This is a genomic window from Nitrospirota bacterium, from assembly GCA_020846775.1.
In the GTDB taxonomy this organism is placed as follows: domain Bacteria; phylum Nitrospirota; class 9FT-COMBO-42-15; order HDB-SIOI813; family HDB-SIOI813; genus RBG-16-43-11.
Genome location: JADLDG010000023.1, coordinates 120,510 through 144,500, shown reverse-complemented (window position 1 = coordinate 144,500; position 23,991 = coordinate 120,510). Strand labels below are relative to the sequence as shown.

The window sequence follows — 23,991 nt, the reverse complement described above, 5'->3', positions numbered from 1 at the left end:
TTCAGCTCCTTCCTACGGAATAATAGTCAAAACCATTTTTCCTCATCCTATCAGGTTCATACACATTCCTTAGGTCTATAAAAACGGGATGCTTTAAAAGTCCTTTCAACTTCTCCAACTGGAGATTCCTGAACTGATTCCACTCTGTAGCAAGGATTATAGCGTCAGCATTATTTGCAACATCAAAGGCGTCATTGCAGTAAGTGACTTTATTGGCAAGCACAGCCTTTGCGTCATCCATAGCAGCAGGGTCATATACTCTGACGTTAGCGCCGATTTCAATGAGACCCTCGATAATATGAATTGCAGGAGATTCCCTGATATCATTTGTATTTGGTTTGAAAGCCAGTCCAAGTACTCCAACTGTTTTTCCACCCGCCCCTCTGAGGGCATGTTCTATCTTTGTTATCATATGGTTCTTCTGGGTAATGTTGACTTCAATTACGCTCCTCGCAATCTTAAAATCATATCCATGACTCTCACCAATCTGCATAAGAGCCCTGACATCCTTGGGGAAGCATGAGCCGCCAAATCCTGGTCCGGCATGCAGGAACTTGGGGCCTATCCTCTTGTCCAACCCCATAGCCTTAGCGACTATCTGAACATTGGCTCCGACCTTCTCGCACAGGTTAGCCATTTCATTTATGAATGAGATCTTGGCCGCTAGAAATACGTTCGATGCATACTTGATCATCTCTGCAGTCTCTATATCAGTCATAATAAATGGCGTCTCTATTATGTAGAGAGGCCGATACAGGTCTCTTACAATAGATGATGCCCTTTCACTGCCGGAGCCTATTACAATCCTGTCAGGCCTCATAAAATCCTCAACGGCAGACCCCTCGCGCAGGAATTCCGGGTTTGATACGATATCAAATTCACATTTGCCGTTTATTCTTTTAATGATATCTTTTATCCTCTCACCTGTCCCGACAGGCACGGTGCTCTTGGTAACTATTACTTTGTAACTTTGAAGATTCTCTGCGATAGCCTTTGCTACCGAGTCAACATATGATAGATCAGCTGAGCCATCCTCAAGAGACGGGGTCCCTACTGCAATAAGAATAACCTCGGATTTCCGGATAGTGTCCGCTATGTTTCCCGAAAACTGCAGCCTGCCTTCATTAATGTTTTTACGCATCAGTTCTTCAAGTCCGGGTTCATAAAAAGGGACTATGCCCTTTTGAAGGAGGTTTACCTTACTCTCATTCATGTCAACACATGTGACATTTAAACCGAACTCTGCGAAACATGTCCCCGTAACAAGACCAACATACCCAGCGCCGATTACGCCGATATTCATTGTTTACTCCCTCCTTTTTCTCTCCACAAAAACCATTTCACGAATCTCTCTACGCCTTCCTGAATATCCACGCAAGGGGCATATCCCAGTAAACTCCTGGCCTTATCAATATTCGCAAATGTGACAGGTACATCACCTGGTTGCTCCGGAAGCCATTCAATTATCGCCTTCTTCTGAAGGTTATTCTCTATCAATGTTATTAGTTCTGATAGTCTTATTGTCTTTGATTCTCCGAGATTTATAATCTCGTAGCTCATTTCTGTGTTAATGGATGCCCTTATCCCGGCAACTATGTCATCAATATAAGTGTAGTCCCGCCTTGATGTCCCATCACCATAAACAGGTATACTCTTCCCCTCGTAGATCAATTTTGTAAACTTATGAACGGCCATCTCCGGCCTCTGACGCGGTCCATAGACTGTAAAAAACCTCAGACAACTTACCGATATTCCATAAAGATGATGATATGTAAATGCTATGAGTTCTCCTGCCTTCTTAGTTGCAGCATAAGGTGAAACAGGGTTGTCCACATTGTCATCTTCACTGAAAGGAACCTTCTTATTCTCACCATAGACTGACGATGACGATGCAAATACGAATTTCTTTACATCAAATTGTCTTGCCATTTCCAGGAGATTTGTCGTACCCCGGACATTTACATCATAATACAAGAGCGGTTCTATTATTGATGGTCTTACCCCTGCCCTGGCAGCGATATGAACAATAACGTCAATCCTGTTGCTCACGAATATATCGGTAAGGAGTTTTAAATCCCTTATATCTCCCTCAATAAAAGTAAACTTTTTGCTGGCAAGAAGAGGTCTGAGGTTTTCCCTCTTTACCTGCGGGTCATAAAAAGTGTCAAGGTTGTCAAGGCAAATAATTCTTGCATTCTCCCTCAGGAGCTGTTCACTGAGGTGGGAACCAATGAAACCTGCAGCGCCGGTTATAAGGATATTGGCCATATTCATCTCTCCATTAATACCAGATATTCCCTGTTCCCCTTTTGTCCCAGGATAGGGGATGGGATAGTTCCTCTAATCCTGAACCCTGTTTCTTCTGCAAACCCGATAACATTATTTACGGTACTTTCAATTTTAGCTGTATCTCTTACAACCCCTCCCTTTCCAACCTCACCTTTACCCACCTCAAACTGTGGTTTGATTAATGCAATAATCAAAGAGGCAGGGGATAGATGCTCCTGCAAAGACGATAATATATTTCTGAGAGAAATAAATGAAACATCAATAGTAACTATATCTATAACATCTATAATGGTTTTCCAGTCAAGTCTCAATATGTGAGTCTTTTCAAGATTAGCAATCCTCGGATCTCCCCTGAGCTTCCAGTGCAATTGTCCATAACCGACATCAATAGCATAGACCTTTCTTACCCCATTCTGTAATAAACAGTCTGTAAAGCCGCCGGTTGATGCCCCGATATCCATGGCAGTCATACCATCTAATTGCAAATGAAAGTGCCTTACAGCCCCTTCCAGCTTAATTCCGCCCCTGCTTACATAAGGCATCTGATATTTTATATTAATCTCAGCGCCTTCACTACACAAAGCTCCTGCCTTGTCAATCAGGCTGCCGTCAACAAATACATTACCGGAAAGGATTATCCCCAGGGCCTTTTGTCTTGATTCTGCAAGTCCGCGGTTAACGAGGAGGAGATCGAGCCGCAGACGCTTTTCCTTCACACCTTTCCCCATTTTAGTAATCGGGGAGCGAAAAAGGAGACAGTACGTGCGATACCATCTGAATCAAGTCCATACAGCTTGTGCAACTCCTTAATAGTGCCATGCTCGATAAATTTATCGGGTAGTCCTATCCTCTTGACATGGACATCAGCGGCCCCATGTTTCTCGAGTGCCTCAAGTATCGCGCTTCCAAACCCTCCCGCCAGTGCGCCGTCTTCTACTGTGACTATGTAGCCGCATTTGCCTGCCAGCTCTAATATCATCTCTTCGTCTACAGGTTTTGCAAATCTGGCATTAGCAACTGCAGCATCAATACCGCTCCTCTTTAGAATTGCTGCTGCCTCGATTGCAGGATATACCATATTGCCGATGGCTATTATGGCCACATCATTTCCATCTAAAATGATCTCGCCTTTTCCTATTTCCAACGGCATAAAATCCGGTTGCAGCTCCACCCCTATACCAGTACCCCGCGGATAACGGACAGCGGAAGGACCGTTATAATTTACGGCTGCAGACAGCATATGCTGTAATTCATCTTCATCCCTGGGAGCCATTATTACAATATTGGGTATATGCCTCAGGTAATTAATATCGAATGTTCCGTGATGTGTCGGACCGTCTTCTCCAACTACACCGGCCCTGTCAATCGCAAAAGTTACTGGTAGATTTTGTAGACACACGTCATGAACTATCTGATCATATGAACGTTGAAGGAATGTAGAGTAGATTGCAACAACCGGATGAAAGCCTCCGGTTGCCAGTCCTGCCGCGAATGTTACTCCATGTTGTTCTGCTATAGCGACGTCGTAAAACCTCTCTGGAAATCTATCAGCAAAAGAGTTCAAACCAGTTCCTTCAGGCATGGCCGCTGTGATCGCAACTATTTTATCATCTCTTTCAGCAAGCCTTATCAAAGACTGACTGAATACTTTTGTATAAGTCGGGATAACAGACTTCTTAAACGGTATGCCGGTCTCAATATCAAAAGGCGGAATACCATGAAATGCGGCAGGGTCTCTCTCTGCCGGAGGATAGCCCTTACCTTTTTTTGTAACAACATGCACAAGTACAGGACCATTTAATCTCTTTATATTTTCGAGGGTAGGTAATAGATGATCAAAGGTATGACCATCTATAGGACCTATGTATCTGAATCCAAGTTCCTCGAATAACGTCCCTGGACCTACTAAACCTTTGACAGACTCTTCAGCCTTTTTGGCAACCTTCAGCATGGGTTCTCCAATGCGGGGTATATTCTTTATGAAAAATTCTGTCTCCTGTTTGACCTTTGTGTATAACGATCCGGTAATGATCTTGCTTAAATAAGATGAGATAGCCCCGACATTCTTTGATATAGACATTTCATTGTCATTTAGAATTACTATAATATCTTTTTTTAAGTCCCCTGTATGGTTTAAACCCTCAAAGACCATCCCGGCGGTCATGGAGCCGTCACCTATTACTGCTATTACCTTGTTGAGTTTACCAAATTTGTCTCTTGCCTCAACCATTCCCAGCGCAGCAGAAACAGATGTCCCTGAGTGTCCCACATTAAAAGAATCATGAATGCTTTCATCTATCTTTGGGAAACCGCTAATACCTCCATAATGTCTAAGGGTATTGAACTCATTCCTGCGCCCCGTAAGGATCTTATGTACATAAGCCTGATGACCCACATCCCAAATAATCATATCGTCAGGGGAGTCATATAAATAGTGAAGGGCGATAGTTAATTCAACAACACCGAGGTTTGAGGCTAGATGACCCCCGGTACGGGAAACCACATCGAGCAAAAATACTCGTATCTCTTCAGCAAGCACAGGCAGGTCTTCCCTGGGAATCTTTTTCAAGTCCTGAGGACTGTTGATCGTGTCTAAATATTTCATACTAAAATCCCTTACAAAATCCTCTTAACTCTTCCTGTCTATTGCATATGCGGCAATCAGCCTGAGAGGATCGGCCTTATCATCAAAGCTGTCCAGTGCAGTTATTGCCTCACTCACAAGCTGCCCGGCTAAATTCTTTGCCTGCTCTAACCCAAGCAGCGCCGGATATGTATTCTTTCTCTGGTTTGCATCCTTACCGATTGACTTTCCGACATCTTCAACTTTGCCTTCCACATCCAGGATATCATCAGCTATCTGAAAGGCGAGACCCGTTTTTTTGCCATAATCTGTGAGCGCCTGCAACTGTAATTCAGACGCCCCTCCGGAAATTCCCCCTGTCCGGATCGCAGCCAGTATAAGGGCGCCAGTCTTCCTGTTATGCAGTTTTTCAACTGACACAATGTCAATTTTTTTACCTTCGTTTTCAATATCCAATTGCTGACCGCCAACCATGCCGTCAGGTCCTGCAGCAACGGCAATCTCACGGATTATCTTCAGGCGTCTTTCCAAATAAGCTTGATTTTTAAAGCTCTTTGTGTCAGATAAAATACCAAATGCCATCGTCAGTAAACCGTCACCTGCCAGTATTGCCGTTGCCTCACCAAAAACTTTGTGGTTTGCAGGTTTACCTCTGCGGAGGTCATCATTGTCCATGGATGGCAGGTCATCGTGGATTAGGGAATATGTATGAATCATCTCTATTGCAATTGCAGCCGGTATAACATCATCTATAGTGCCGCCCACCGCCTCGCATGAGGCAATTGCGAGAATTGGCCTTATACGCTTACCCCCGGCTGACAGGCTGTAGTGCATAGATTCATATAAAGTTGCGGGTATGTCTTCACTGATACCATCAAGCATCATGAGGTATCTGTCTATTGTATCCTTATTATGCAGGAGGTATGCGCTAAGGATGGAATTAGCCTTCGTTTTCACTATTATCATTGATAGTAGATTCAGCAGCAAAGGGTTTTAAGACTGCCTTTTCCCTGTTTTTCACTAATATTTCAACCTTCTTTTCTGCCTCATCCAATTTGGCCATACATGTCTTTGAGAGTTTGATCCCCTCTTCAAAAACTTTCAATGAATCTTCCAGAGGCATATCCCCCTTTTCAAGGGTCTGCACTATCTCCTCAAGCCTCTCCAGCGCCTTTTCAAATTTTATTTCTTTTTCCATAGATTAACGTATTATAATACAAGGAGGGGTAAGGACGTCAAGACAATATTGCCAAAGCTGCATCATCTTGACAAAACCGATGAAATTTATTAATGTCTATGCTGCACGGCGATTTGAAATAATAGTTTCAGATGGCATGGATTTACGCTCAAAAAGGTCCAATTGCAAGGAAGGACATGATATTTGAGCTGAGGCGTACTGTGTTGTACGTTGAAGCTCAAATATCATGTCCTGACGCCGCAAGTGGGCCTTTTTCAGCGTAAATCCCGGCGGTGTAGCTCAGTCGGCTAGAGCAGAGGTTTCATAAGCCTCCTGTCCGGGGTTCGATTCCCTGCACCGCCACCAAAAATAATGTCTACATTTATGGCAACCATCAGAAAAGTTTTCAGAGAAAGGGATACGGATATGACTAAGAACATAAAGTCTGACCTAAGTGAGCAAACCGTCGAGTCTCGTCATGCCAAAATGAAAAATAATTCTTTAAGTAATGGTAGACCTTCTGCTGCCGTGATTTGTTTCATTATTGCCATCGTCCTTTCTGCAGGTATCCTGACGGGATGCGGTGGTTCTGGCAGTAGTGGAAATGGCAATGATCACCTGAATGGAATAGACTCAACTCATAGTATGAATCTGGGTGTTACAACTTGGAAAAGTGTAGAATCGGGATAAAGGGTTAATGCTGCTTTACTTGGATTTCCTCAATAACTCCCCAAGCTTTCTGATCTCTTCGCCATAAAGGGCCCAATCGCCGCGGCGCTGTGCCTCAAGCGCCCGGTTGTAATGTTCTCTCGCCTGCTGGAATATAATTTGACCTGTCTCGGGTTCCTTTGTTGCAACCCTTTCTGTCGTCTCCTTATCCTGAGTGACCCTGCCTCCAAATACGGATGCCAACGCAGCATCCAATGTCTCTTCCATAGCTATGCGGTTCTCATATGCAACAATAACCCTTTTCAACTCCGGGATTTTACCGCCTTCGGCCCTCAGATATATAGGTTGTATATAAATAAGCGCCTCCTCAATCGGGATAACCAGAAGGTTTCCCCTTATTACCTCGGACCCTCTCTGATCCCAGAGGGAAATCTGACGGGAGATATCTGCATCCTGGTTAATGCGGTTGGTGATCTGCATGGGTCCATAAACCAGTTTTTGTTTGGGGAAACGATACACCACCAACTGCCCGTAAAACTCTCCATCATTTCTCGCCACCATCCAGGCAGAGAGATTGTCTTTGCCGCGGGGTGTAAAGGGTATCATTAGTATAAACTCTTCCCGTATCTCGCCAGGGAGCTTCATAATCATGTGCCGCATCATTGAATCAGTCTGATTTCCGCTGGTTATAACAGGAATCTGCCATTGATCTTCCTTATTGTAGAAAATCTGCGCCTCATCCATGTGATACACAGTATAAAGCGCTGTCTGATACGCAAATAAATCTTCCGGATATCGTATATGAGTCTTAAGTCCCTGATCCATCTCATTAAGCGGAACAAACGATCCTTTAAATATTTTGGAATATGTCTGTATAACCGGGTCTTCTTTATCTGCGATATAAAATGTCATTTTGCCGTCATAGGCATCTATCACTACCTTGACGGAATTTCTTATATAATTGAGGCGTCTGCCTGGCAAAGAACCGAATGCGTCGTTGACCATTTCTGCATATGGGTAGCGATCGGAGGTGGTGTATGCGTCATATATCCATTTCAATTCTCCCTTAGATGTAACAACCATATATGGGTCACGGTCAAAACTCAGGAATGGTAATGCGCGTCTGACCCTCTCCTGAATAGTGCGGTAATACATAATTCTTGAGTCAGGTGTAATATCGTTGGACAAGAGTATTTTCATAGACCCAAACCTCAGTGCAAACAGGGCCTTGCGGAATATTGAACCAATCCTGACCCCTCCGCTGCCCTTATAGTCAGCGAAGACATTTTCCTCACCTGACGGATAGTCAAATTCTTTTGTCTTAGTATTTACCACCACCCAGTTTCCTGCAAGTTCCCCATAGTATATTTCCGGCCGGCTTACTGAAAGAGATGGAATAGTTGATGAGGGGGGTAGATTTTTCAAAAAGAGTACAGGCAAACCCTCGGGCGTCACCTCATTGACAGGACTTAAGGTGAGGCCAAAGCCATGTGTAAATGTCAAGTGTTCATTTATAAAGGTGCGCTGAGGAAGGCTGACAGGATTAAGCTCTCTGGGGGAAAGTAAAACCTGGCGGTAATCGCCGTCAAAGCGGTAGCGGTCGTTATCAATAGATATAAAATCATAATATGTTCGGATTTCCTGCAGCTGTCCGAATGTATCAAGCAGCGGTTCACGGTCCCACAGCCTGACATTTTTTATGGTGGAGCGGTTGCTGTTGATGTCTGCCATAGAAAGTACAGTTTCGCCGGTAAGATTACGCTCTTCAATCTTGTCTAATGCAAAAGCCTTTTGAGTGGCCTCAATATTGTGTTTGATAAAAGGAGTCTCCTTGATAAGCTCATTAGGAGCAATCACAAATTTTTGCAGTAGGGCCGGGTACACCGAACCGCCCAGGATTGAAACGAGTGTATACAAGACAACAGCTGCTGCAACCAGGTGATTGCCTGATTTAAAGATGTTTATTATTAAAAGAATAGCAGCGGCAATAGCAACAAATATAAGTATCTTCAGAAATGGAAGCATAGCGTGAATATCGGTAAACCTTGCACCGGTAAACGGCCCGGCAGAGCTGTATAGAAGACTGGGGATTCTTACTGCATAAATCTTAAATGCAGTCAGGACAAAGAACAGGGCTGCAATAACTGACAGGTGCATCCTGGCCGGCCTGTCCATGTATAACGATCTCATGATTCCAGCGCCTGGAATTATCTCATTTAAGGTGATAGCCCCCCGCATGGCATAACTGACAATTGCTCCTATCAGAGACACAACAATGAGCCATACGCCCAAACCAAGGAGCGATTGAATAAACGGAAGATCAAAGAAATAAAATGCAATATCCCGATTAAATATTGGGTCCTGCACCCCGAATGGTGTTGAATTGAAATACTTAAGCACAGATTCCCAGCTGCCGGCCCCGGCGAGTCCCAGGAAAAATCCAAGCATTAACGAAATTGGCAGGGCGAATGTATTGACATATCTCGTAAGATCTAACTTCCTACCAATGTCAGTTTGTGTACCAACCCCTGACGGCATCCGTACAACCAGAGGTCTTGACACAACAAGGCGCTGCGCCAGCCATAGATTGAAGTAGATGAATACAAAACTTATAATCCCGGCTGCCACCCCCAAATAAATTTTTGTAATCAGAATGGTTGAGAAAATATTACTAAAACCGATTTCCTGAAACCAATACCAGTCAGTAAGCAATCCAAGGAAATTGGGCACAATAAAAAACAGAAGCAATATTACAGTATAAATAATGAAAGAAATAAATTTTCTGGATAGCATTTTATTTATGGTCAATTGGACAAAAGGTTAACTCGTACAGATTATACACAGTGATACTGCATTTGTCTATTCATCATCATTTGATTATGGTTCAACCTGTCTGTATGAGGACAAGGCACTGGCACATAAAAAAGCTGTTGATCAGATCCTGAACTCTGTGCTGCAATGAGGACAAATCACCCTTTTTTTTGATCGCCTCCATAACGAGTAAAACAGCCCGGGTACTATGAGCATCCACAAAAGACCCTCCATCATTAATGAACCGGGCATAAAAACATTAATATCCCCGCTATGGCCGCATGAAGGACATCTTAAATTCTTTATCATATATTTATGCTATAACATGCAGTGTGTGATTAGCAAGTAAAAAATGTTGACCACCCATGAGTGACCGTGTTATAAGACCTTATATAATAAAGAGGTGAAAGGGGGAAGCAAATGGCTAGGATAAATAATATTGATCTAAACAAGGTGGTAGATTTTGGTAATCAGATTAAGGGTGATGCAAATAAGGCTAAAAAGACTCAGGTGATAGAAGGGGAATGGCTTCTAAATGATGGGGGCGCACAATTTAAATCCACAATCAACTTTGAAGGTGGACAAACGGTATTTGAAGTTGATAGTCCAACGTTTATGGGGGGGAGTGGAAAGTTGCCAGGGCCTATGCACTACTGCTTTTATGGCCTCGCTTCCTGCTATACAGCAACTTTTGCTACCATGGCTGCAATGCTCGGTATTGAGTTAAAAAAGCTGACTACAAGGGTTGAGGCTGATATCAATTTTTCCCGGGTATTTGGTTTGGGAGATCAGCCTGTGATGGAAGAGGTCAGGGTAACCCTCAATGTTGTGAGTGACGCACCTGAAGAAAAAATTAAAGAGGCTGAGGAACTCGCAATCCAGAGATGTCCTGTAGTCTTCACTTTGAAGAATCCCGTGAAACTTGTGCCGATTATCAAGATTTCACGGTAGGTGGTTTATTCGGTTGAAATATATGGATTTGGCAGCCGAGTAATCTTCTGAATCCGGTGTTGACAACAAATTCTGTTTAGTTTAAATTAAACTAAACCTTTAATTTAGCCCTGCGAGGCTAAAAAGGATCAGATAATGCCAATTAAATACACAAATAATACTATTGATAACCTTCTTTTCGGCCAAAACCGTGAGAAGGTTTTTTTTTGCCTGAGGCTACTTGAAAGGGACGTTTCAGATGAATGAAACTGTATTGATGGACGAGATGGGTATAGCCCGGGCAGTAAGCCGTATTGCCCATGAGATAGTTGAAAGGAATAAAGGGACAGATGAACTCGTTCTTATAGGTATACGAACTTGCGGCGTTCATCTGGCTGACCGTCTTGCAGTCAAGATAAAGGAAATCGAAAAATCCGACGTACCTCTTGGTATACTGGATATAACGCTTTACAGGGATGACCTGCTTACAAGGAAGGGACACCCTGAGGTTAAAAAAACAGAGATCCCATTTGAACTCTCAGGAAAGATTGTTGTTCTCATAGATGATGTTCTCTATACAGGAAGGACTATTAGGGCTGCAATGGATGAACTCATGGACTTTGGCCGGCCTGCCATGATTAAACTTGCTGTATTGATTGACAGGGGACACAGGGAGCTTCCCATTAAGGCTGATTATGTTGGAAAGAATGTTCCTACTACAAAAACTGCCAAGGTTAAAGTCATGATGGCTGAAGAGGGATTTGAAGACAAGGTCATTCTTAAGGAAGATCAATAGAATTATGGAATTGAAGTGTAAAGACCTTCTTGAAATCAAGGAATTATCCGGAGATGAGATCCGTTATATCCTGGATACAGCGGAGTCATTTAAGGAGGTAACCGGTAGAGATATAAAGAAAGTGCCCACGCTAAGGGGAAAAACCGTGGTAAACCTGTTTTTCGAACCAAGTACAAGGACCAGGACATCCTTCGAACTTGCCGCAAAGAGACTCTCTGCTGATGTGATAAACTTTTCAGTAGCTACCAGCAGTATAACAAAGGGTGAGACTCTGCTTGACACGGCAAGGAATATTGAGGCCATGAGGTCGGACTATATCGTCATTCGTCACCCGGCATCAGGCGCACCCCACATCCTTGCAAAGAATTTAAAGAGTTCAGTCATAAATGCAGGCGATGGATCACACGAACATCCTACACAGGCGCTTCTCGACATGTTTACTATAAATGAGAAGAAGGGGCGGATAGTTGGCCTGAAGATAGCAATCATAGGTGATATTGCACATAGCCGTGTGGCACGGTCTAATATTTACGGGCTTACAAAGCTTGGTGCGGAGGTCAGGCTCGTTGGTCCGCCTGCCCTTATACCACCCGAGATCATAGATCTGGGTGTTTCTGTATTTTACAATATTGAGGTCGCACTGAAGGATGCTGACGTAATTATTGTCCTCCGTCTTCAATTGGAGCGCCAGGGGAAAAACTATTTCCCGTCTTTGCGTGAATATGCCGGGCTTTACTTACTTAATAGTGAAAGGGTAAGATATGCACGGGAAGATGTAATGATAATGCATCCCGGGCCTATCAACAGAGGGATAGAAATTGCCCCTGAGATTGCAGATGGAGTCTCATCTGTAATACTTGAACAGGTAACAAACGGGATTGCTGTCAGAATGGCAGTGTTGTATCTTTTATCAGGTACAGGCGAGCGGGCGACATGATGAATACGACTGATTTGTTAATACGTAACGGTCATATAATAGATCCTGCTAACAACAGGGATGGGATTGCTGATATCCTTGTCCGTGGAAATGTGATCGTTCAGATTGAGCAGAATATTCCGGTTCCGAATGAAGCTGAATTGATTGACGCAACCGGGCTGATAATTGTTCCCGGATTGATAGACCTTCATACTCACCTTAGAGAACCTGGTTATGAGTACAAAGAAACAATTCAAACCGGAACTATGTCGGCGGCAGCCGGAGGGTTTACGTCCGTATGCTGCATGCCCAATACACAACCAGTGAATGATTCTCAGGCAGTGACAGAGTTTATTATGAGCAGGGCCTCTTTAAAAGGTATAGTGAATGTTCTCCCAGTTGGCGCAATTACAAAAGGCGGGAAGGGAGAGGAAATTACTGAGATGGGAGATTTGAGAAAGGCCGGATGTGTTGCCGTATCTGATGACGGAAAACCTGTCATGAATAATCTGGTTATGAGAAGGGCCATGGAATATTCGAAGATGTTTAACCTTCCTGTGATCTCTCATTGTGAGGATCTTACTCTCACGGATGACGGAGTGATTAATGAGGGTAAGATGTCAACGGAACTTGGACTCAAGGGGATACCTAATGCATCAGAAGATGTAATGGTTGCGAGGGATATTTCACTTGCAGAACTTACAGGCGCACACGTACATATAGCACATGTAAGCACAATCGGCTCAGTTGAATTGATTCGAGTGGCAAAGGAAAGAGGCATTAATGTGACCGCTGAGACGTGCCCTCATTATCTTTTTCTGACAGATGAGGCTGTAAGGGGTTACAATACAAATGCAAAGATGAAACCCCCGTTAAGGTCTGCCAGGGACGTTGCCGCTGTCCGGATTGGATTGCAGGACGGTACTATTGATGCCATTGCAACTGATCACGCCCCCCATTCTCAGGAGGAAAAGGAGAAGGAGTATGACTATGCGCCGTTTGGGATAGTTGGACTGGAAACGGCCCTGCCGCTTGCCCTGAGATTGGTAGAGGAAGGGGTATTAGCCGTGCGGGACCTGGTATTTAAGATGTCTGTAAATCCAGCCAGGATAATCGGGATAAACAAGGGGAATATAGGTATTGGTGCAGCTGCAGATATAACCGTAATAAACCCTAAAACTGTATGGGTAGTGGAGGCCGGTAACCTTAAATCGAAGAGCAGAAATACACCATTTGAGGGGTGGAAGATGAGAGGTCAAATTAGTTACACAATTGTCGGCGGTAGAGTTGTGCATAGAGGATAAAGGGGTATTTCAGAGTGAAAAGAAATAAAGCCATTCTTGCGCTTGCAGATGGAACGGTCTTTGAAGGATCAGCTATTGGCGCTGATATTGAAACCTGCGGTGAAGTGGTCTTTAATACCAGCATGACCGGCTATCAGGAGATATTGACTGACCCGTCATATAAGAGGCAGATTGTAACTATGACCTATCCGCACATTGGCAATTACGGGGTAAACAGCGATGATGTCGAGTCTTTTGAGCCCCATGTTGCGGGATTTATAGTAAAGGAATTGTCCGCGTTTACGAGCAGCTGGCGCTCGCAAAAGACGCTTGATGAGTATCTCAGAGAAAATGATATTGCAGGGATACAGGGGATAGACACGCGTGCCTTGACTAAACGCATCAGGGAAAAGGGCTCACAGATGGGGATAATTTCAAGTAAGGACATTAATCCCGGGAGCCTCATTGAAAAGATAAAATCTGCACAGGGGCTCATTGGAATTGACCTTGTCAAAGAAGTAACGTGTGCTAAACAACACAGATGGGCCAACGACGGTGTTCACCCGCGTTTCTCTGTTGTGGTCTACGATTTCGGGGCCAAATGGAATATCATGAGGAGTCTTTCCAATCTTGGTTGTAATGTCACCGTAGTCCCGGCAAATACATCGGCTGAGGATGTGCTGGGGATGAGCCCTGATGGTATTCTGTTGTCAAATGGGCCTGGTGACCCCCAGGCTGTTACCTATGCAATTGAGAATGTAAGAAAACTCATTGGCAAAAAACCGATATTCGGTATTTGCCTTGGCCACCAGATACTCGGACTTGCCCTTGGAGGAAAGACTTACAAACTTAAATTCGGACATCACGGCGGTAATCAGCCTGTTATGGATCTGTCAACACGAAAGGTCGAAATTACTGCACAGAACCACAACTTTGCCGTTGATACAGACTCTATCGGAGATGAAATAGAACTAACACATGTAAATCTTAATGACCAGACAGCAGAGGGTATGAGACACAGAAAATATCCTGTATTCTCTGTCCAGTATCACCCGGAGGCATCGCCCGGTCCTCACGATTCAGGTTACCTTTTTAATAAATTTATAGATATGATAGGAAACAGCAATGCCTAAACGCAGTGACATAAAAAAGATCCTGTTAATTGGTTCAGGGCCCATTATAATCGGGCAGGCATGTGAGTTTGATTATTCAGGAACGCAGGCTGCCAAGGCACTGATGGAAGAGGGGTATCAGGTTATACTGGTAAACAGCAATCCTGCTACCATAATGACTGACCCTCAATTTGCCAACCGCACTTATATTGAACCTATTACGCCTGAGATAGTGGAGATGATAATAGAGCGGGAGAGACCGGATGCGCTTCTGCCTACAATGGGCGGACAGACGGCGTTAAATGTATCGTCAGAACTTTTCCGCAGGGGGGTCTTGACTAAATATGGAGTTGAACTCATTGGCGCTAATTATGAGTCTATAGACAAGGCAGAGAACAGGGAAAAATTTAAAGAGGCTATGAAGAAGATCGGGCTTTCTGTACCTGAGAGCGGCTTTGCCTATACAGTTGAAGATGCACTAAAGGTGCTTGAGATTGTGAAATTTCCGGCTATTATCAGACCCTCCTTTACGCTTGGGGGTACCGGCGGGGGGATAGCCTATAATATTGAGGAGTATGAAGAGATTGTCAAATCCGGACTTGATGCAAGTCCCACAAGGGAGATACTTATAGAACGCTCCCTCCTCGGATGGAAGGAGTATGAGCTTGAGGTAATGAGGGACATTGCTGACAATGTGGTGATAATATGTTCCATAGAAAATCTTGATCCTATGGGAGTTCACACCGGAGACAGCATCACTGTTGCGCCATCTCAAACACTTTCTGACCGGGAATACCAGATAATGCGTAATGCAGCGATAAAGATCATAAGAGAGATCGGGGTTGAAACAGGAGGTTCCAATATCCAGTTTGCCGTGAATCCTGAAGATGGAGAGATGACAATAATTGAGATGAATCCGAGGGTGTCAAGGAGTTCAGCCCTTGCGTCAAAGGCTACCGGATTCCCGATTGCAAAAATAGCCGCTAAATTATCTGTGGGATACACTCTTGATGAAATCCAAAATGATATAACGAGGGTTACCCCGGCATCTTTCGAGCCAATGATAGATTACGTCGTTGTCAAGATACCGAGGTTTGCCTTTGAGAAATTTCCTCAGGCTGATCAAACCCTTACCACACAGATGAAATCTGTCGGTGAGGTGATGGCGATTGGCAGGACATTTAAAGAGGCGCTGCAAAAGGCGATACGTTCACTCGAAATTGACCGGCACGGGTTTACTGAGTCGTCTGGAAATGCAATGAAACAGTCAGCTGCTGATAATGCCGTTTTCGATGCAGAGTCAATGGATCTGATAAGAAAGAAACTCAAAACACCCAACTGGGAGAGATTGTGGTATATACCTGATGCAATAAGATCCGGCATGAGTATAGGAGAGATATACGGCATTTCAAATATAGACCCATGGTTTCTTGAACAGATCAGAGAGATCGTTGTTATGGAAGGGAGTATCCTCAATGCCTCCAGTGGGAACTTATCACTGATAGATCCTGTCTTAATGCGAAGGGCCAAGGAGTTTGGTTTTTCAGACCATCGAATAGCCGAATTACTCAATTCAGAGGAAGCGGATATAAGGGCTGTAAGGGAAAGGCTGAATATCATGCCTGTTTATAAAAGGGTAGACACATGCGCAGCTGAGTTTGAGGCACATACTCCGTATCTCTACTCAACATATGAGCAGGAATGTGAGGCAAACCCGTCTGACAGGGATAAGATTATAATTCTGGGGGGCGGGCCTAACAGGATTGGACAGGGTATAGAATTTGATTACTGCTGTGTTCACGGATCGTTTGCACTCAAGGAAGAAGGCTTTGAGACCATTATGGTAAACTGCAACCCTGAGACAGTCAGTACTGATTATGATACCTCTGACAGACTTTACTTTGAACCTCTGACGGAAGAGGATGTCCTGAATATTATACAAAAAGAACAACCGATTGGAGTTATCGTCCAGTTTGGCGGTCAGACACCTTTAAAGCTTGCAGTTCCTTTATCAAAGGCAGGAGTAAAGATACTTGGCACCTCTCCTGATGCAATTGACAGGGCAGAAGACCGGGAGAGATTTCGAGACTTTATTAATAAACTTGGTCTTACGCAACCTGCCAGCGGCATCGCACGATCTGCTGATGAGGCAGTCTCAATTGCGCAGGAAATTGGTTATCCCGTTCTTGTGAGGCCATCTTATGTACTTGGCGGGAGGGCCATGGAGATAGTTTATGATGAAAACGGTCTAAGGGATTATATCGTCCGTGCTGTTAAGGCCTCCCCTAAGCATCCTGTTTTGATAGATAAATACCTTGAGGATGCAATAGAGGTTGACGTTGATGCCATATCTGACGGCAGTGACGTCGTGATAGGCGGTGTCATGGAGCATATTGAAGAAGCAGGGGTTCATTCAGGTGACAGCGCCTGCTCACTTCCTCCGTTTTCTATCCCGCCAGAAATAGTCGGCAGTATAAAGAAACAGACTTGTGCCATGGCAGGGGAGCTCGGAGTAATTGGTCTTATCAATATTCAGTTTGCCGTCAGGGATGGTATTGTATATGTGCTGGAGGTAAACCCGAGGGCCTCAAGAACAGTCCCATTTGTGAGCAAGACTATCGGTGTTCCGCTGGCTAAATTAGCAGCAAAGGTTATGGCCGGTAAAAAACTGAAGGACCTCGGTTTTACTAAAGAGGTTAAATCCAGACATGTAGCGGTTAAGGAAGCGGTATTTCCGTTTTCTAAGTTCCCTGGCGTAGATACCCTGCTGGGGCCTGAGATGAAGTCTACAGGAGAGGTAATGGGAATAGACATGGACTTCTCAACGGCCTATGCCAAGGCGCAGTCAGCCGCCTCCTCATCACTTCCGCTCTCAGGGACGGTTTTTATCAGTGTTAAGGACAGAGACAAGCATGCTGCCGTTGATATAGCCCAAAGGCTTAGCAATGCCGGCTTTACAATTGAGGCAACAAGGGGGACGGCCCTCGAGCTTGAGAAACATGGTATTCCGGTCACTGTAGTCAACAAAGTCAAAGAGGGGAGACCGCATATAGTGGATCATATAAAAAACGGTGATATAGTCCTCGTAGTGAATACAGTTGGCGATATGAAGGCAAAGGGTGACTCTTATTCAATAAGGAGGATAGCTCTGACTAAGGGCGTACCATATTACACTACGATCTCGGGTGCAAGAGCGGCAGCCAGCGGGATAGAGGCACTTACGAGAAGGCCTGTTGAAATTAAATCCATTCAGGAGTATCATAGACTTTGATGCTGAAAAACGCGGGGTACTTATTGCTGCGAAGTAAATGCAATGGGTCATGCGGCGCCAGGGCAGTGGAGGGGTAGTTATGAAAAGGCCGATTACTAAAGAGGGGTATCAAAAACTTAAAGAAGATCTTGAGAGATTAAAGAAGATTGAACGGCCTAAGAATATTCAGGACATTGTAGAGGCGAGGGCACATGGAGATCTTTCTGAGAATGCTGAATATTCTGCAGCTAAGGAACGTCAGTCATTCATTGCGGGACGAATAGCGGAATTGGAGCATAAGCTTGCTACATCTGAAATCATTGATATCTCCAGGCTTGATTCGAGCAAGGTTGTATTTGGAGCAAAAGTAGCGCTGATTGATTTATTCAAGGGTGAGGCAAAACAATATATGATCGTTGGTGAAGATGAAGTGGATCTTAAAAAAGGCAGGATATCTCACAGTTCTCCGGTCGGAAGGGCACTCATCGGAAATAAGGTAGGAGATATAGTCACCATTAAGGCACCAGCCGGCGACAGAGAATATGAGATACAGGGAATATCTTTTGAAGAATGAAGGCACAGGTATTCTCAAATAAGTGCATTAAAGGCCCTTACTTCAAACTCGTCATTAAACCCTCACAAAAGCTGACATATATGACCGGTCAATTTGTCATGCTACGGCCTGCTGAAACTACATCAGCCGGAATATTCCTGCCGAGGCCATTTAGTATTCACGGGATATCAGGAGATGATCATATTGAGATTTTATATAAAGTCGTGGGTAAGGGAACAGAATTTCTGAGCAGACTTTATGAAGGGAGTGAAATTGAGTTTCTCGGGCCGTTCGGAAATGGTTTTCAAATTGACATATATAACAAGCCTGACGAATTTATCATTGTTGCAGGAGGTATTGGGGTAGCCCCGTTGCTTGGGCTGACACAATTAATCAAATCCAACTGTAAGGAGACACCTGTCAAGGTATTTATTGGAGGCAGAGGGATTATGGATCTGCTTTGCGTGGAGGATTTTGAAAACCATGGTGCAAATGTGGTCGTGGCAACCCAGGATGGATCAGAAGGCGTAAAGGGATTTGTTACCGATGCACTCGAAGAGTATCTGCAGGATATTGGTCCTGACGGTAGGATCATTCTTTATGCATGCGGTCCCAATGCAATGCTCAAAAGGATATATGGTATTGCCGGCCGCTCAAATATAGAGACAACCTTTTCACTTGAGGCTGAGATGGCGTGCGGCATGGGCCTGTGCATGGGATGCGCTGTAAAAAAAAGTGGTGGTGGATATTATTTAGTATGCAAAGATGGCCCTGTATTTAACGGAGATTTGATTGAATTTTCCAACGATTGAGGTGATAGAGTGGGTATATTTGAGTGATTTCTGACCTTAGCGTAGACATAGCCGGTATGAAGCTCCAGAATCCGGTAATGCTTGCATCCGGCACTGCAGGATACGGTGAAGATATAGCAAGGTATTGTGATTTAAACCATATAGGGGCAATTATTGTCAAGGGAATTGCCTTAAAGCCAAGTAACGGTAATCCTCCTCCTCGCATATGTGAGACCCCGTCAGGAATGCTGAATGCTATTGGATTGCCAAACGTAGGTGTTGAGACATTTATCAATGATAAGGTTCCATTTCTTCGTAATTTCAGCGCCAGGGTTGTTGTCAATATATTCGGTTCCACTGTAGAAGAATACGGTGAGGTAGCTTCCGCCTTAAATGGTGTAGACGGTGTTCATGGATTAGAGGCTAATATTTCCTGTCCAAACATTAAAGAGGGAGGGATAGCCTTCGGAACAGACATTGATGCAACAAGGCGTGTGGTACGCAGGATAAGAAAATCAACAACTCTGCCCTTAATTATCAAACTATCACCTAATGTAACGGATATTGCCTCCTTTGCAACGGTATGTGAGGAGGAGGGGGCTGATGCTGTCTCATTAATAAATACCCTGCTCGGGATGGTGATTGACACCGAGACATGGAAACCCAAAATAGCCAATATAACAGGGGGATTATCTGGTCCGGCAATTAGACCTGTCGCCATAAGGATGGTTTGGCAGGTATATAACGCAGTTAATATCCCGGTAATAGGCATGGGTGGAATAACAAACTGTCAGGACGCTGTAGAATTCTTTCTTGCCGGAGCATCCGCTGTTGCAATCGGGACAGCAAACTTTCTTAATCCATCGGTATCAACGGATATAGCAGAAGGTCTAAAGACATATATGCAGGATAGGAACATCTGTAATCTGAGCGGCATAACAGGAAAGATGCAAATTCCCTGACTGTTGTAGTTAAAGGAAACAGCACTATAATATGAGCTTAATAACGCTTACATCTGACTTTGGTCTTAAAGACCCCTTTGTCGGTATGATGAAGGGTGTGATCTATAATATCAATAATGCAGTTACATTAATTGACATATCTCACGGTATAGATAATCAGGACATATTTTCCTGCGCCTTTATCATTTACAACTCATTTAAATACTTTCCCAGTCAGACAATACATGTCGTAGTAGTGGACCCGGGGGTTGGAACAGGCAGAAGACCAATTCTCGTCAAGGCATTTAATCACTATTTTATCGGCCCGGATAACGGCATTTTGTCGCTGCTTGTCGCCGGCGATAATGGTTCGGTAATATATGAGATTACTGAAGAGAGATATTTCCTTAGAAGCCCCGGGAATACGTTTCATGGCCGTGACATCTTCGCGCCTGTAGCGGGATGGTTATCTAAATGTTATGAACCTGATAAATTTGGCCATATAATTTCGGATCATGTTAGTATTGATTTCCGGAGGCCCCATTACGAGAATGGTGTTTTACAGGGAGAGATTATATATGTTGACAGATTTGGAAATTTGTTTACAAACATCTCCTGTTCAGATTTGAAAAATGTGGGGCATGGCGTTTATGACTCATCTATAACAATAAAGTTCAATGAGCATGAGATTTCGATAAGAAAATATTATGCTGAGGCTGTTTTTGGCAAGTTGGCCGCTGTTATAAACAGTTTTGGACTCATCGAATTATTCTCATTCATGGGGAATGCTGCAGAAGAATTTAATGCAGGAAAAGGTGATGTCGTCAGATTATTCTTCAAATAATGGATACTATATAGACGGAATGTGAGTTGTGTCCACCACTTGTTTTGCTAAATTCGATATGTTAACATTTTAAAAATTTGACAGCATAAGCTGTCAAAGGAGCGGCATGTGCCAGTGACTTATAAAGGAGTCTTAATATGGGATCACCATCGAATATCAGACGGGCGATTATCAGTGTTACTGATAAGAGCGGGGTTGTTGATTTTGCAAGAAGGCTTAAAGGGTTTGGGATACAAATCCTTTCAACCGGGGGAACAGCCAAAGCCCTTAATGATGCTGGTGTAGCTGTAACGGATCTGTCCCAGTATACCGGTTTTCCCGAAATGATGGATGGACGGGTCAAAACCCTTCATCCGAAGGTGCACGGAGGGATCCTGGGAAGGCGTGATAAACCTGAACATATCAGGCAGATGTCACAGCATGGTATTGATCCCATAGATATGGTGGTGATTAATCTCTATCAGTTTGATAAGACTGTTTCAAGACCAGGCTGCACGTTTGAAGATGCCATTGAGAACATAGACATAGGCGGACCATCAATGATAAGGTCTGCAGCAAAGAATTTTGAGTCTGTTGCAGTAGTCACTGACCCGTCTGATTACAATTCTATTATACATGAGATGGAACAGACAGGCGGCGCTATTTCTCATGAGACGAAATTCAGACTCGCCAGGAAGGCATTTTCAACAACTGCTAAGTATGACACGATGATCTCTCATTATCTGGAGAAGACCACTGATAAGCCTGAAGAGACGATACACTTTCCTGAGTTATTTACTCCGGTCTTTGAAAAGGTTCAGCATCTGCGCTATGGTGAAAACCCGCATCAGAGGGGTGCGTTTTACAGGGAAATAGGATTTAACGGCAGCTCTGTTGCAAGGGCAATGGTACTGCAGGGAAAGGAAATGTCATACAATAATTACCTCGATGCCAATTCGGCACTTGAACTGGCTAGAGAGTTTGATGAACCTGTTGCAGTTATTGTTAAACACAATAATCCCTGTGGCGTCGCCTCCGCAGATGACCTTAAAGATGCTTATTGCATCGCACGGGATACTGACCCGGTCTCTGCATTCGGAGGGGTAATTGCTTTTAATACCATTGTAGATGAATATACAGCTGCCGAAGTCGCCAGGACCTTTGTGGAAGTGATTGTTGCACCGGAGTTTACAGGTGAGGCGCTTGAGATATTTCAGAAGAAGGCGAATGTTCGTTTATTAGAAACAGGTCCTTTTTCTGACCTGTTGGAAGGGGCGATGGACTTTAAGAGGATCACAGGAGGACTGCTTATTCAGGATATGGATCTTGGTATCAATAATGACATAGCCAATATCAGGATTGTATCGTCACGTCAGCCGTCTCCGGATGAAATGACTGGTCTACGTTTTACATGGAAGGTATGTAAACATGTAAAATCGAATGCCATAGTTTTTGGGAGGGGTACAGAAACAGTAGGGATAGGCGCCGGCCAAATGAGCCGTGTTGATTCTGTAAGGCTGGCAGTTTCAAAATCAAGGAGTAATATTTCCGGGTGTGTCATGGCCTCTGATGCATTTTTCCCATTCAGGGATGCTATAGATGAAGCAGCAAAATGTGGTATTACAGCAATAATACAGCCCGGCGGTTCGATAAAGGATGAAGAGGTTATAAAGGCAATAGATGAGTACAACATGGCCATGGTTTTAACTGGGGTCAGACACTTCAGGCATTAATAGTCAGGAAATTGTGAAATATGAATATTCTGGTCATTGGAAGTGGTGGAAGAGAGCATGCACTTGTCTGGAAAATTGCTCAAAGCAGGCACGCAGACACGATATATTGTGCCCCCGGCAATGCGGGAATTGCAGGAATTGCGGAGTGTATACCTATATCTGCTACTGATATTAAATCGCTTTACAACTTTGCGCTGGAAAAAGAGATTGGGCTTACGGTCGTTGGCCCCGAGGCTCCTTTAGTACTTGGTATAGTTGATACTTTCAGAAAGGGCGGGTTAAGGATATTCGGCCCTTTAAGCTTTGCAGCTCAATTAGAGGGAAGCAAGGCATTTTCTAAACACATTATGCTGAAATATGGTATCCCTACCGCCGCTGCATGTGTGTTTACAGATCAGAAAAAGGCTGTTGATTACATAAGAGAAAATGGCGTTCCCATTGTAGTAAAGGCGGATGGTCTTGCTGCCGGTAAAGGTGTCATGGTCTGCTTGACAGAAGATGAAGCCGTAACAGCCGTTAATATGATAATGTCAGAGCGTTTATTCGGAGAGGCCGGGGCGCAGGTGGTAATTGAGGAATGCCTTGAAGGGGATGAGGCATCATTCCTCGTATTCTCAGACGGAAACACTATTATTCCAATGCCTCCGTCACAGGACCATAAGAGGGCAATGGACAATGACTGTGGACCTAACACCGGAGGTATGGGGGCTTATTCGCCTGTGCCAGTTATTGACCGAGAAATGCAGGAGAGGATTATGAAGGAAGTAATGCTTCCTGCTGTCAATGCCCTTAAGGCAGAAGGATGTCCATATGAAGGCATTTTATACGCGGGCATCATGTTAACTTCGGATGGCCCAAAGGTCCTTGAATTTAACTGCAGATTTGGCGACCCGGAGGCTCAACCAATATTAATGAGATTACAATCAGATATCCTCGATATAATAAATGCAGTTGTGGATAGGAAACTTGAGAGCGTAGAGATTGAGTGGAGCGAGAAGGCGTCAGTTTGTGTAGTGATGGCAGCTGGAGGTTATCCTGATAAATATTCTACAGGTCAGTCAATAAATGGTTTGGATGATTTTGCCAATATTAGCGACATTATGGTTTTTCATGCAGGGACGAAATTTGACGGTGGTAATATAGTGACTGCCGGAGGACGGGTACTTGGTGTAACTGCAATTGGAGCAGATTTAAAAATAGCCATTGACAAGGCATATGAGGGGGTAAACATGATCCGCTTCAATGGAATGCAATACAGGAAGGATATCGGACGAAAAGCTATCAAAGAATGAATGAAAAACCGGGAGCAACTCATTTTATGAATATTTCATTA

The 23,991-nt window shown here is 44.0% G+C and carries 20 protein-coding genes and 1 tRNA gene; 14 read left to right on the top strand and 7 right to left on the bottom strand.

Annotated elements, in window-relative coordinates; all coding sequences use genetic code 11:
* Position 1: 1 nt before the first annotated feature.
* Genes IT392_03355 through IT392_03330 form a run of 6 tightly spaced genes read right to left on the bottom strand, consistent with a single transcriptional unit; the run spans position 2 to position 6,071 of the window.
* A complete protein-coding gene (locus IT392_03355; GenBank protein ID MCC6543522.1) occupies positions 2 to 1,303 on the bottom strand; it encodes a UDP-glucose/GDP-mannose dehydrogenase family protein in 1,302 nt (433 codons plus the stop codon).
* A complete protein-coding gene (locus IT392_03350; GenBank protein MCC6543521.1) occupies positions 1,300 to 2,268 on the bottom strand; it encodes a GDP-mannose 4,6-dehydratase in 969 nt (322 codons plus the stop codon). The genes IT392_03355 and IT392_03350 overlap by 4 nt, the downstream gene beginning before the upstream one ends.
* A gap of 2 nt (positions 2,269 to 2,270) precedes the next feature.
* Positions 2,271 to 3,017: a TlyA family RNA methyltransferase gene (locus IT392_03345; GenBank protein ID MCC6543520.1), complete on the bottom strand. Its 747-nt coding sequence runs from the start codon at positions 3,015 to 3,017 to the stop codon at positions 2,271 to 2,273.
* Positions 3,002 to 4,894 (bottom strand): 1-deoxy-D-xylulose-5-phosphate synthase, encoded by a 1,893-nt coding sequence (locus tag IT392_03340; GenBank protein ID MCC6543519.1) that lies wholly within the window; start codon positions 4,892 to 4,894, stop codon positions 3,002 to 3,004. Before IT392_03340 ends, IT392_03345 begins: the two co-directional genes overlap by 16 nt.
* A 24-nt stretch (positions 4,895 to 4,918) precedes the next feature.
* On the bottom strand, positions 4,919 to 5,839 hold the full coding sequence (locus tag IT392_03335; GenBank protein MCC6543518.1) for a polyprenyl synthetase family protein: 921 nt from the start codon (positions 5,837 to 5,839) through the stop codon (positions 4,919 to 4,921).
* Positions 5,814 to 6,071 (bottom strand): exodeoxyribonuclease VII small subunit, encoded by a 258-nt coding sequence (locus IT392_03330; protein MCC6543517.1) that lies wholly within the window; start codon positions 6,069 to 6,071, stop codon positions 5,814 to 5,816. The genes IT392_03335 and IT392_03330 overlap by 26 nt, the downstream gene beginning before the upstream one ends.
* Before the next feature lie 268 nt (positions 6,072 to 6,339).
* Between IT392_03330 and IT392_03325 the strand changes: the two genes are divergently transcribed.
* Positions 6,340 to 6,416, top strand: a tRNA-Met gene (locus IT392_03325).
* A 120-nt stretch (positions 6,417 to 6,536) separates the two neighbouring features.
* Positions 6,537 to 6,740 carry a hypothetical protein gene (locus IT392_03320; protein MCC6543516.1) on the top strand — a complete coding sequence of 68 codons (204 nt, stop codon included), beginning with the start codon at positions 6,537 to 6,539 and terminating at the stop codon, positions 6,738 to 6,740.
* Positions 6,741 to 6,755: 15 nt separating this feature from the next.
* On the opposite strand, the gene IT392_03315 is transcribed toward IT392_03320, so the two are convergent.
* Positions 6,756 to 9,512 carry a UPF0182 family protein gene (locus IT392_03315; protein ID MCC6543515.1) on the bottom strand — a complete coding sequence of 919 codons (2,757 nt, stop codon included), beginning with the start codon at positions 9,510 to 9,512 and terminating at the stop codon, positions 6,756 to 6,758.
* Between the two features lie 438 nt (positions 9,513 to 9,950).
* Here IT392_03315 and IT392_03310 point away from each other — a divergent pair, with 438 nt between their 5' ends.
* From IT392_03310 to purD, 12 genes are all read left to right on the top strand, one after another.
* A complete protein-coding gene (locus IT392_03310) occupies positions 9,951 to 10,481 on the top strand; it encodes an OsmC family protein (GenBank protein MCC6543514.1) in 531 nt (176 codons plus the stop codon).
* 238 nt (positions 10,482 to 10,719) lie between these two features.
* Positions 10,720 to 11,256 (top strand): bifunctional pyr operon transcriptional regulator/uracil phosphoribosyltransferase PyrR, encoded by a 537-nt coding sequence (gene pyrR, locus IT392_03305; GenBank protein MCC6543513.1) that lies wholly within the window; start codon positions 10,720 to 10,722, stop codon positions 11,254 to 11,256.
* Positions 11,257 to 11,260: 4 nt separating this feature from the next.
* Complete coding sequence (locus tag IT392_03300; GenBank protein MCC6543512.1) at positions 11,261 to 12,193, top strand: aspartate carbamoyltransferase catalytic subunit; 933 nt, start codon at positions 11,261 to 11,263, stop codon at positions 12,191 to 12,193.
* Complete coding sequence (locus tag IT392_03295; protein MCC6543511.1) at positions 12,190 to 13,476, top strand: dihydroorotase; 1,287 nt, start codon at positions 12,190 to 12,192, stop codon at positions 13,474 to 13,476. The genes IT392_03300 and IT392_03295 overlap by 4 nt, the downstream gene beginning before the upstream one ends.
* A gap of 14 nt (positions 13,477 to 13,490) precedes the next feature.
* Positions 13,491 to 14,588: a glutamine-hydrolyzing carbamoyl-phosphate synthase small subunit gene (gene carA, locus IT392_03290; protein MCC6543510.1), complete on the top strand. Its 1,098-nt coding sequence runs from the start codon at positions 13,491 to 13,493 to the stop codon at positions 14,586 to 14,588.
* Positions 14,581 to 17,838, top strand: a complete 3,258-nt coding sequence (gene carB, locus IT392_03285) for a carbamoyl-phosphate synthase large subunit (GenBank protein MCC6543509.1) — start codon at positions 14,581 to 14,583, stop codon at positions 17,836 to 17,838. The genes carA and carB overlap by 8 nt, the downstream gene beginning before the upstream one ends.
* A 79-nt stretch (positions 17,839 to 17,917) precedes the next feature.
* Positions 17,918 to 18,391 carry a transcription elongation factor GreA gene (gene greA / locus IT392_03280; GenBank protein MCC6543508.1) on the top strand — a complete coding sequence of 158 codons (474 nt, stop codon included), beginning with the start codon at positions 17,918 to 17,920 and terminating at the stop codon, positions 18,389 to 18,391.
* A complete protein-coding gene (locus IT392_03275) occupies positions 18,388 to 19,182 on the top strand; it encodes a dihydroorotate dehydrogenase electron transfer subunit (protein ID MCC6543507.1) in 795 nt (264 codons plus the stop codon). The genes greA and IT392_03275 overlap by 4 nt, the downstream gene beginning before the upstream one ends.
* A 23-nt stretch (positions 19,183 to 19,205) precedes the next feature.
* A complete protein-coding gene (locus tag IT392_03270; GenBank protein ID MCC6543506.1) occupies positions 19,206 to 20,123 on the top strand; it encodes a dihydroorotate dehydrogenase in 918 nt (305 codons plus the stop codon).
* Between the two features lie 31 nt (positions 20,124 to 20,154).
* A complete protein-coding gene (locus tag IT392_03265) occupies positions 20,155 to 20,946 on the top strand; it encodes an SAM-dependent chlorinase/fluorinase (protein MCC6543505.1) in 792 nt (263 codons plus the stop codon).
* 137 nt (positions 20,947 to 21,083) lie between these two features.
* The gene (gene purH, locus IT392_03260; protein MCC6543504.1) at positions 21,084 to 22,658 is read left to right on the top strand and encodes a bifunctional phosphoribosylaminoimidazolecarboxamide formyltransferase/IMP cyclohydrolase; all 1,575 of its coding nucleotides are present in this window, start codon (positions 21,084 to 21,086) and stop codon (positions 22,656 to 22,658) included.
* A 20-nt stretch (positions 22,659 to 22,678) separates the two neighbouring features.
* A complete protein-coding gene (purD, locus tag IT392_03255) occupies positions 22,679 to 23,950 on the top strand; it encodes a phosphoribosylamine--glycine ligase (protein ID MCC6543503.1) in 1,272 nt (423 codons plus the stop codon).
* The last annotated feature ends 41 nt before the right edge of the window (positions 23,951 to 23,991 follow it).

What these genes read in the sequence shown, in the direction of transcription:
- IT392_03310 (MCC6543514.1), top strand. Translation starts at nt 9,951, where the DNA reads ATGGCTAGGATAAATAATATTGATCTAAACAAGGTGGTAGATTTTGGT.
- IT392_03265 (MCC6543505.1), top strand. Translation starts at nt 20,155, where the DNA reads ATGAGCTTAATAACGCTTACATCTGACTTTGGTCTTAAAGACCCCTTT.
- IT392_03350 (MCC6543521.1), bottom strand. Translation starts at nt 2,268, where the DNA reads ATGGCCAATATCCTTATAACCGGCGCTGCAGGTTTCATTGGTTCCCAC.
- IT392_03275 (MCC6543507.1), top strand. Translation starts at nt 18,388, where the DNA reads ATGAAGGCACAGGTATTCTCAAATAAGTGCATTAAAGGCCCTTACTTC.
- IT392_03355 (MCC6543522.1), bottom strand. Translation starts at nt 1,303, where the DNA reads ATGAATATCGGCGTAATCGGCGCTGGGTATGTTGGTCTTGTTACGGGG.
- purH (MCC6543504.1), top strand. Translation starts at nt 21,084, where the DNA reads ATGGGATCACCATCGAATATCAGACGGGCGATTATCAGTGTTACTGAT.
- greA (MCC6543508.1), top strand. Translation starts at nt 17,918, where the DNA reads ATGAAAAGGCCGATTACTAAAGAGGGGTATCAAAAACTTAAAGAAGAT.
- IT392_03295 (MCC6543511.1), top strand. Translation starts at nt 12,190, where the DNA reads ATGATGAATACGACTGATTTGTTAATACGTAACGGTCATATAATAGAT.
- IT392_03340 (MCC6543519.1), bottom strand. Translation starts at nt 4,894, where the DNA reads ATGAAATATTTAGACACGATCAACAGTCCTCAGGACTTGAAAAAGATT.
- purD (MCC6543503.1), top strand. Translation starts at nt 22,679, where the DNA reads ATGAATATTCTGGTCATTGGAAGTGGTGGAAGAGAGCATGCACTTGTC.
- IT392_03345 (MCC6543520.1), bottom strand. Translation starts at nt 3,017, where the DNA reads ATGGGGAAAGGTGTGAAGGAAAAGCGTCTGCGGCTCGATCTCCTCCTC.
- IT392_03335 (MCC6543518.1), bottom strand. Translation starts at nt 5,839, where the DNA reads ATGATAATAGTGAAAACGAAGGCTAATTCCATCCTTAGCGCATACCTC.
- IT392_03330 (MCC6543517.1), bottom strand. Translation starts at nt 6,071, where the DNA reads ATGGAAAAAGAAATAAAATTTGAAAAGGCGCTGGAGAGGCTTGAGGAG.
- pyrR (MCC6543513.1), top strand. Translation starts at nt 10,720, where the DNA reads ATGAATGAAACTGTATTGATGGACGAGATGGGTATAGCCCGGGCAGTA.
- carB (MCC6543509.1), top strand. Translation starts at nt 14,581, where the DNA reads ATGCCTAAACGCAGTGACATAAAAAAGATCCTGTTAATTGGTTCAGGG.
- IT392_03300 (MCC6543512.1), top strand. Translation starts at nt 11,261, where the DNA reads ATGGAATTGAAGTGTAAAGACCTTCTTGAAATCAAGGAATTATCCGGA.
- IT392_03320 (MCC6543516.1), top strand. Translation starts at nt 6,537, where the DNA reads ATGAAAAATAATTCTTTAAGTAATGGTAGACCTTCTGCTGCCGTGATT.
- IT392_03315 (MCC6543515.1), bottom strand. Translation starts at nt 9,512, where the DNA reads ATGCTATCCAGAAAATTTATTTCTTTCATTATTTATACTGTAATATTG.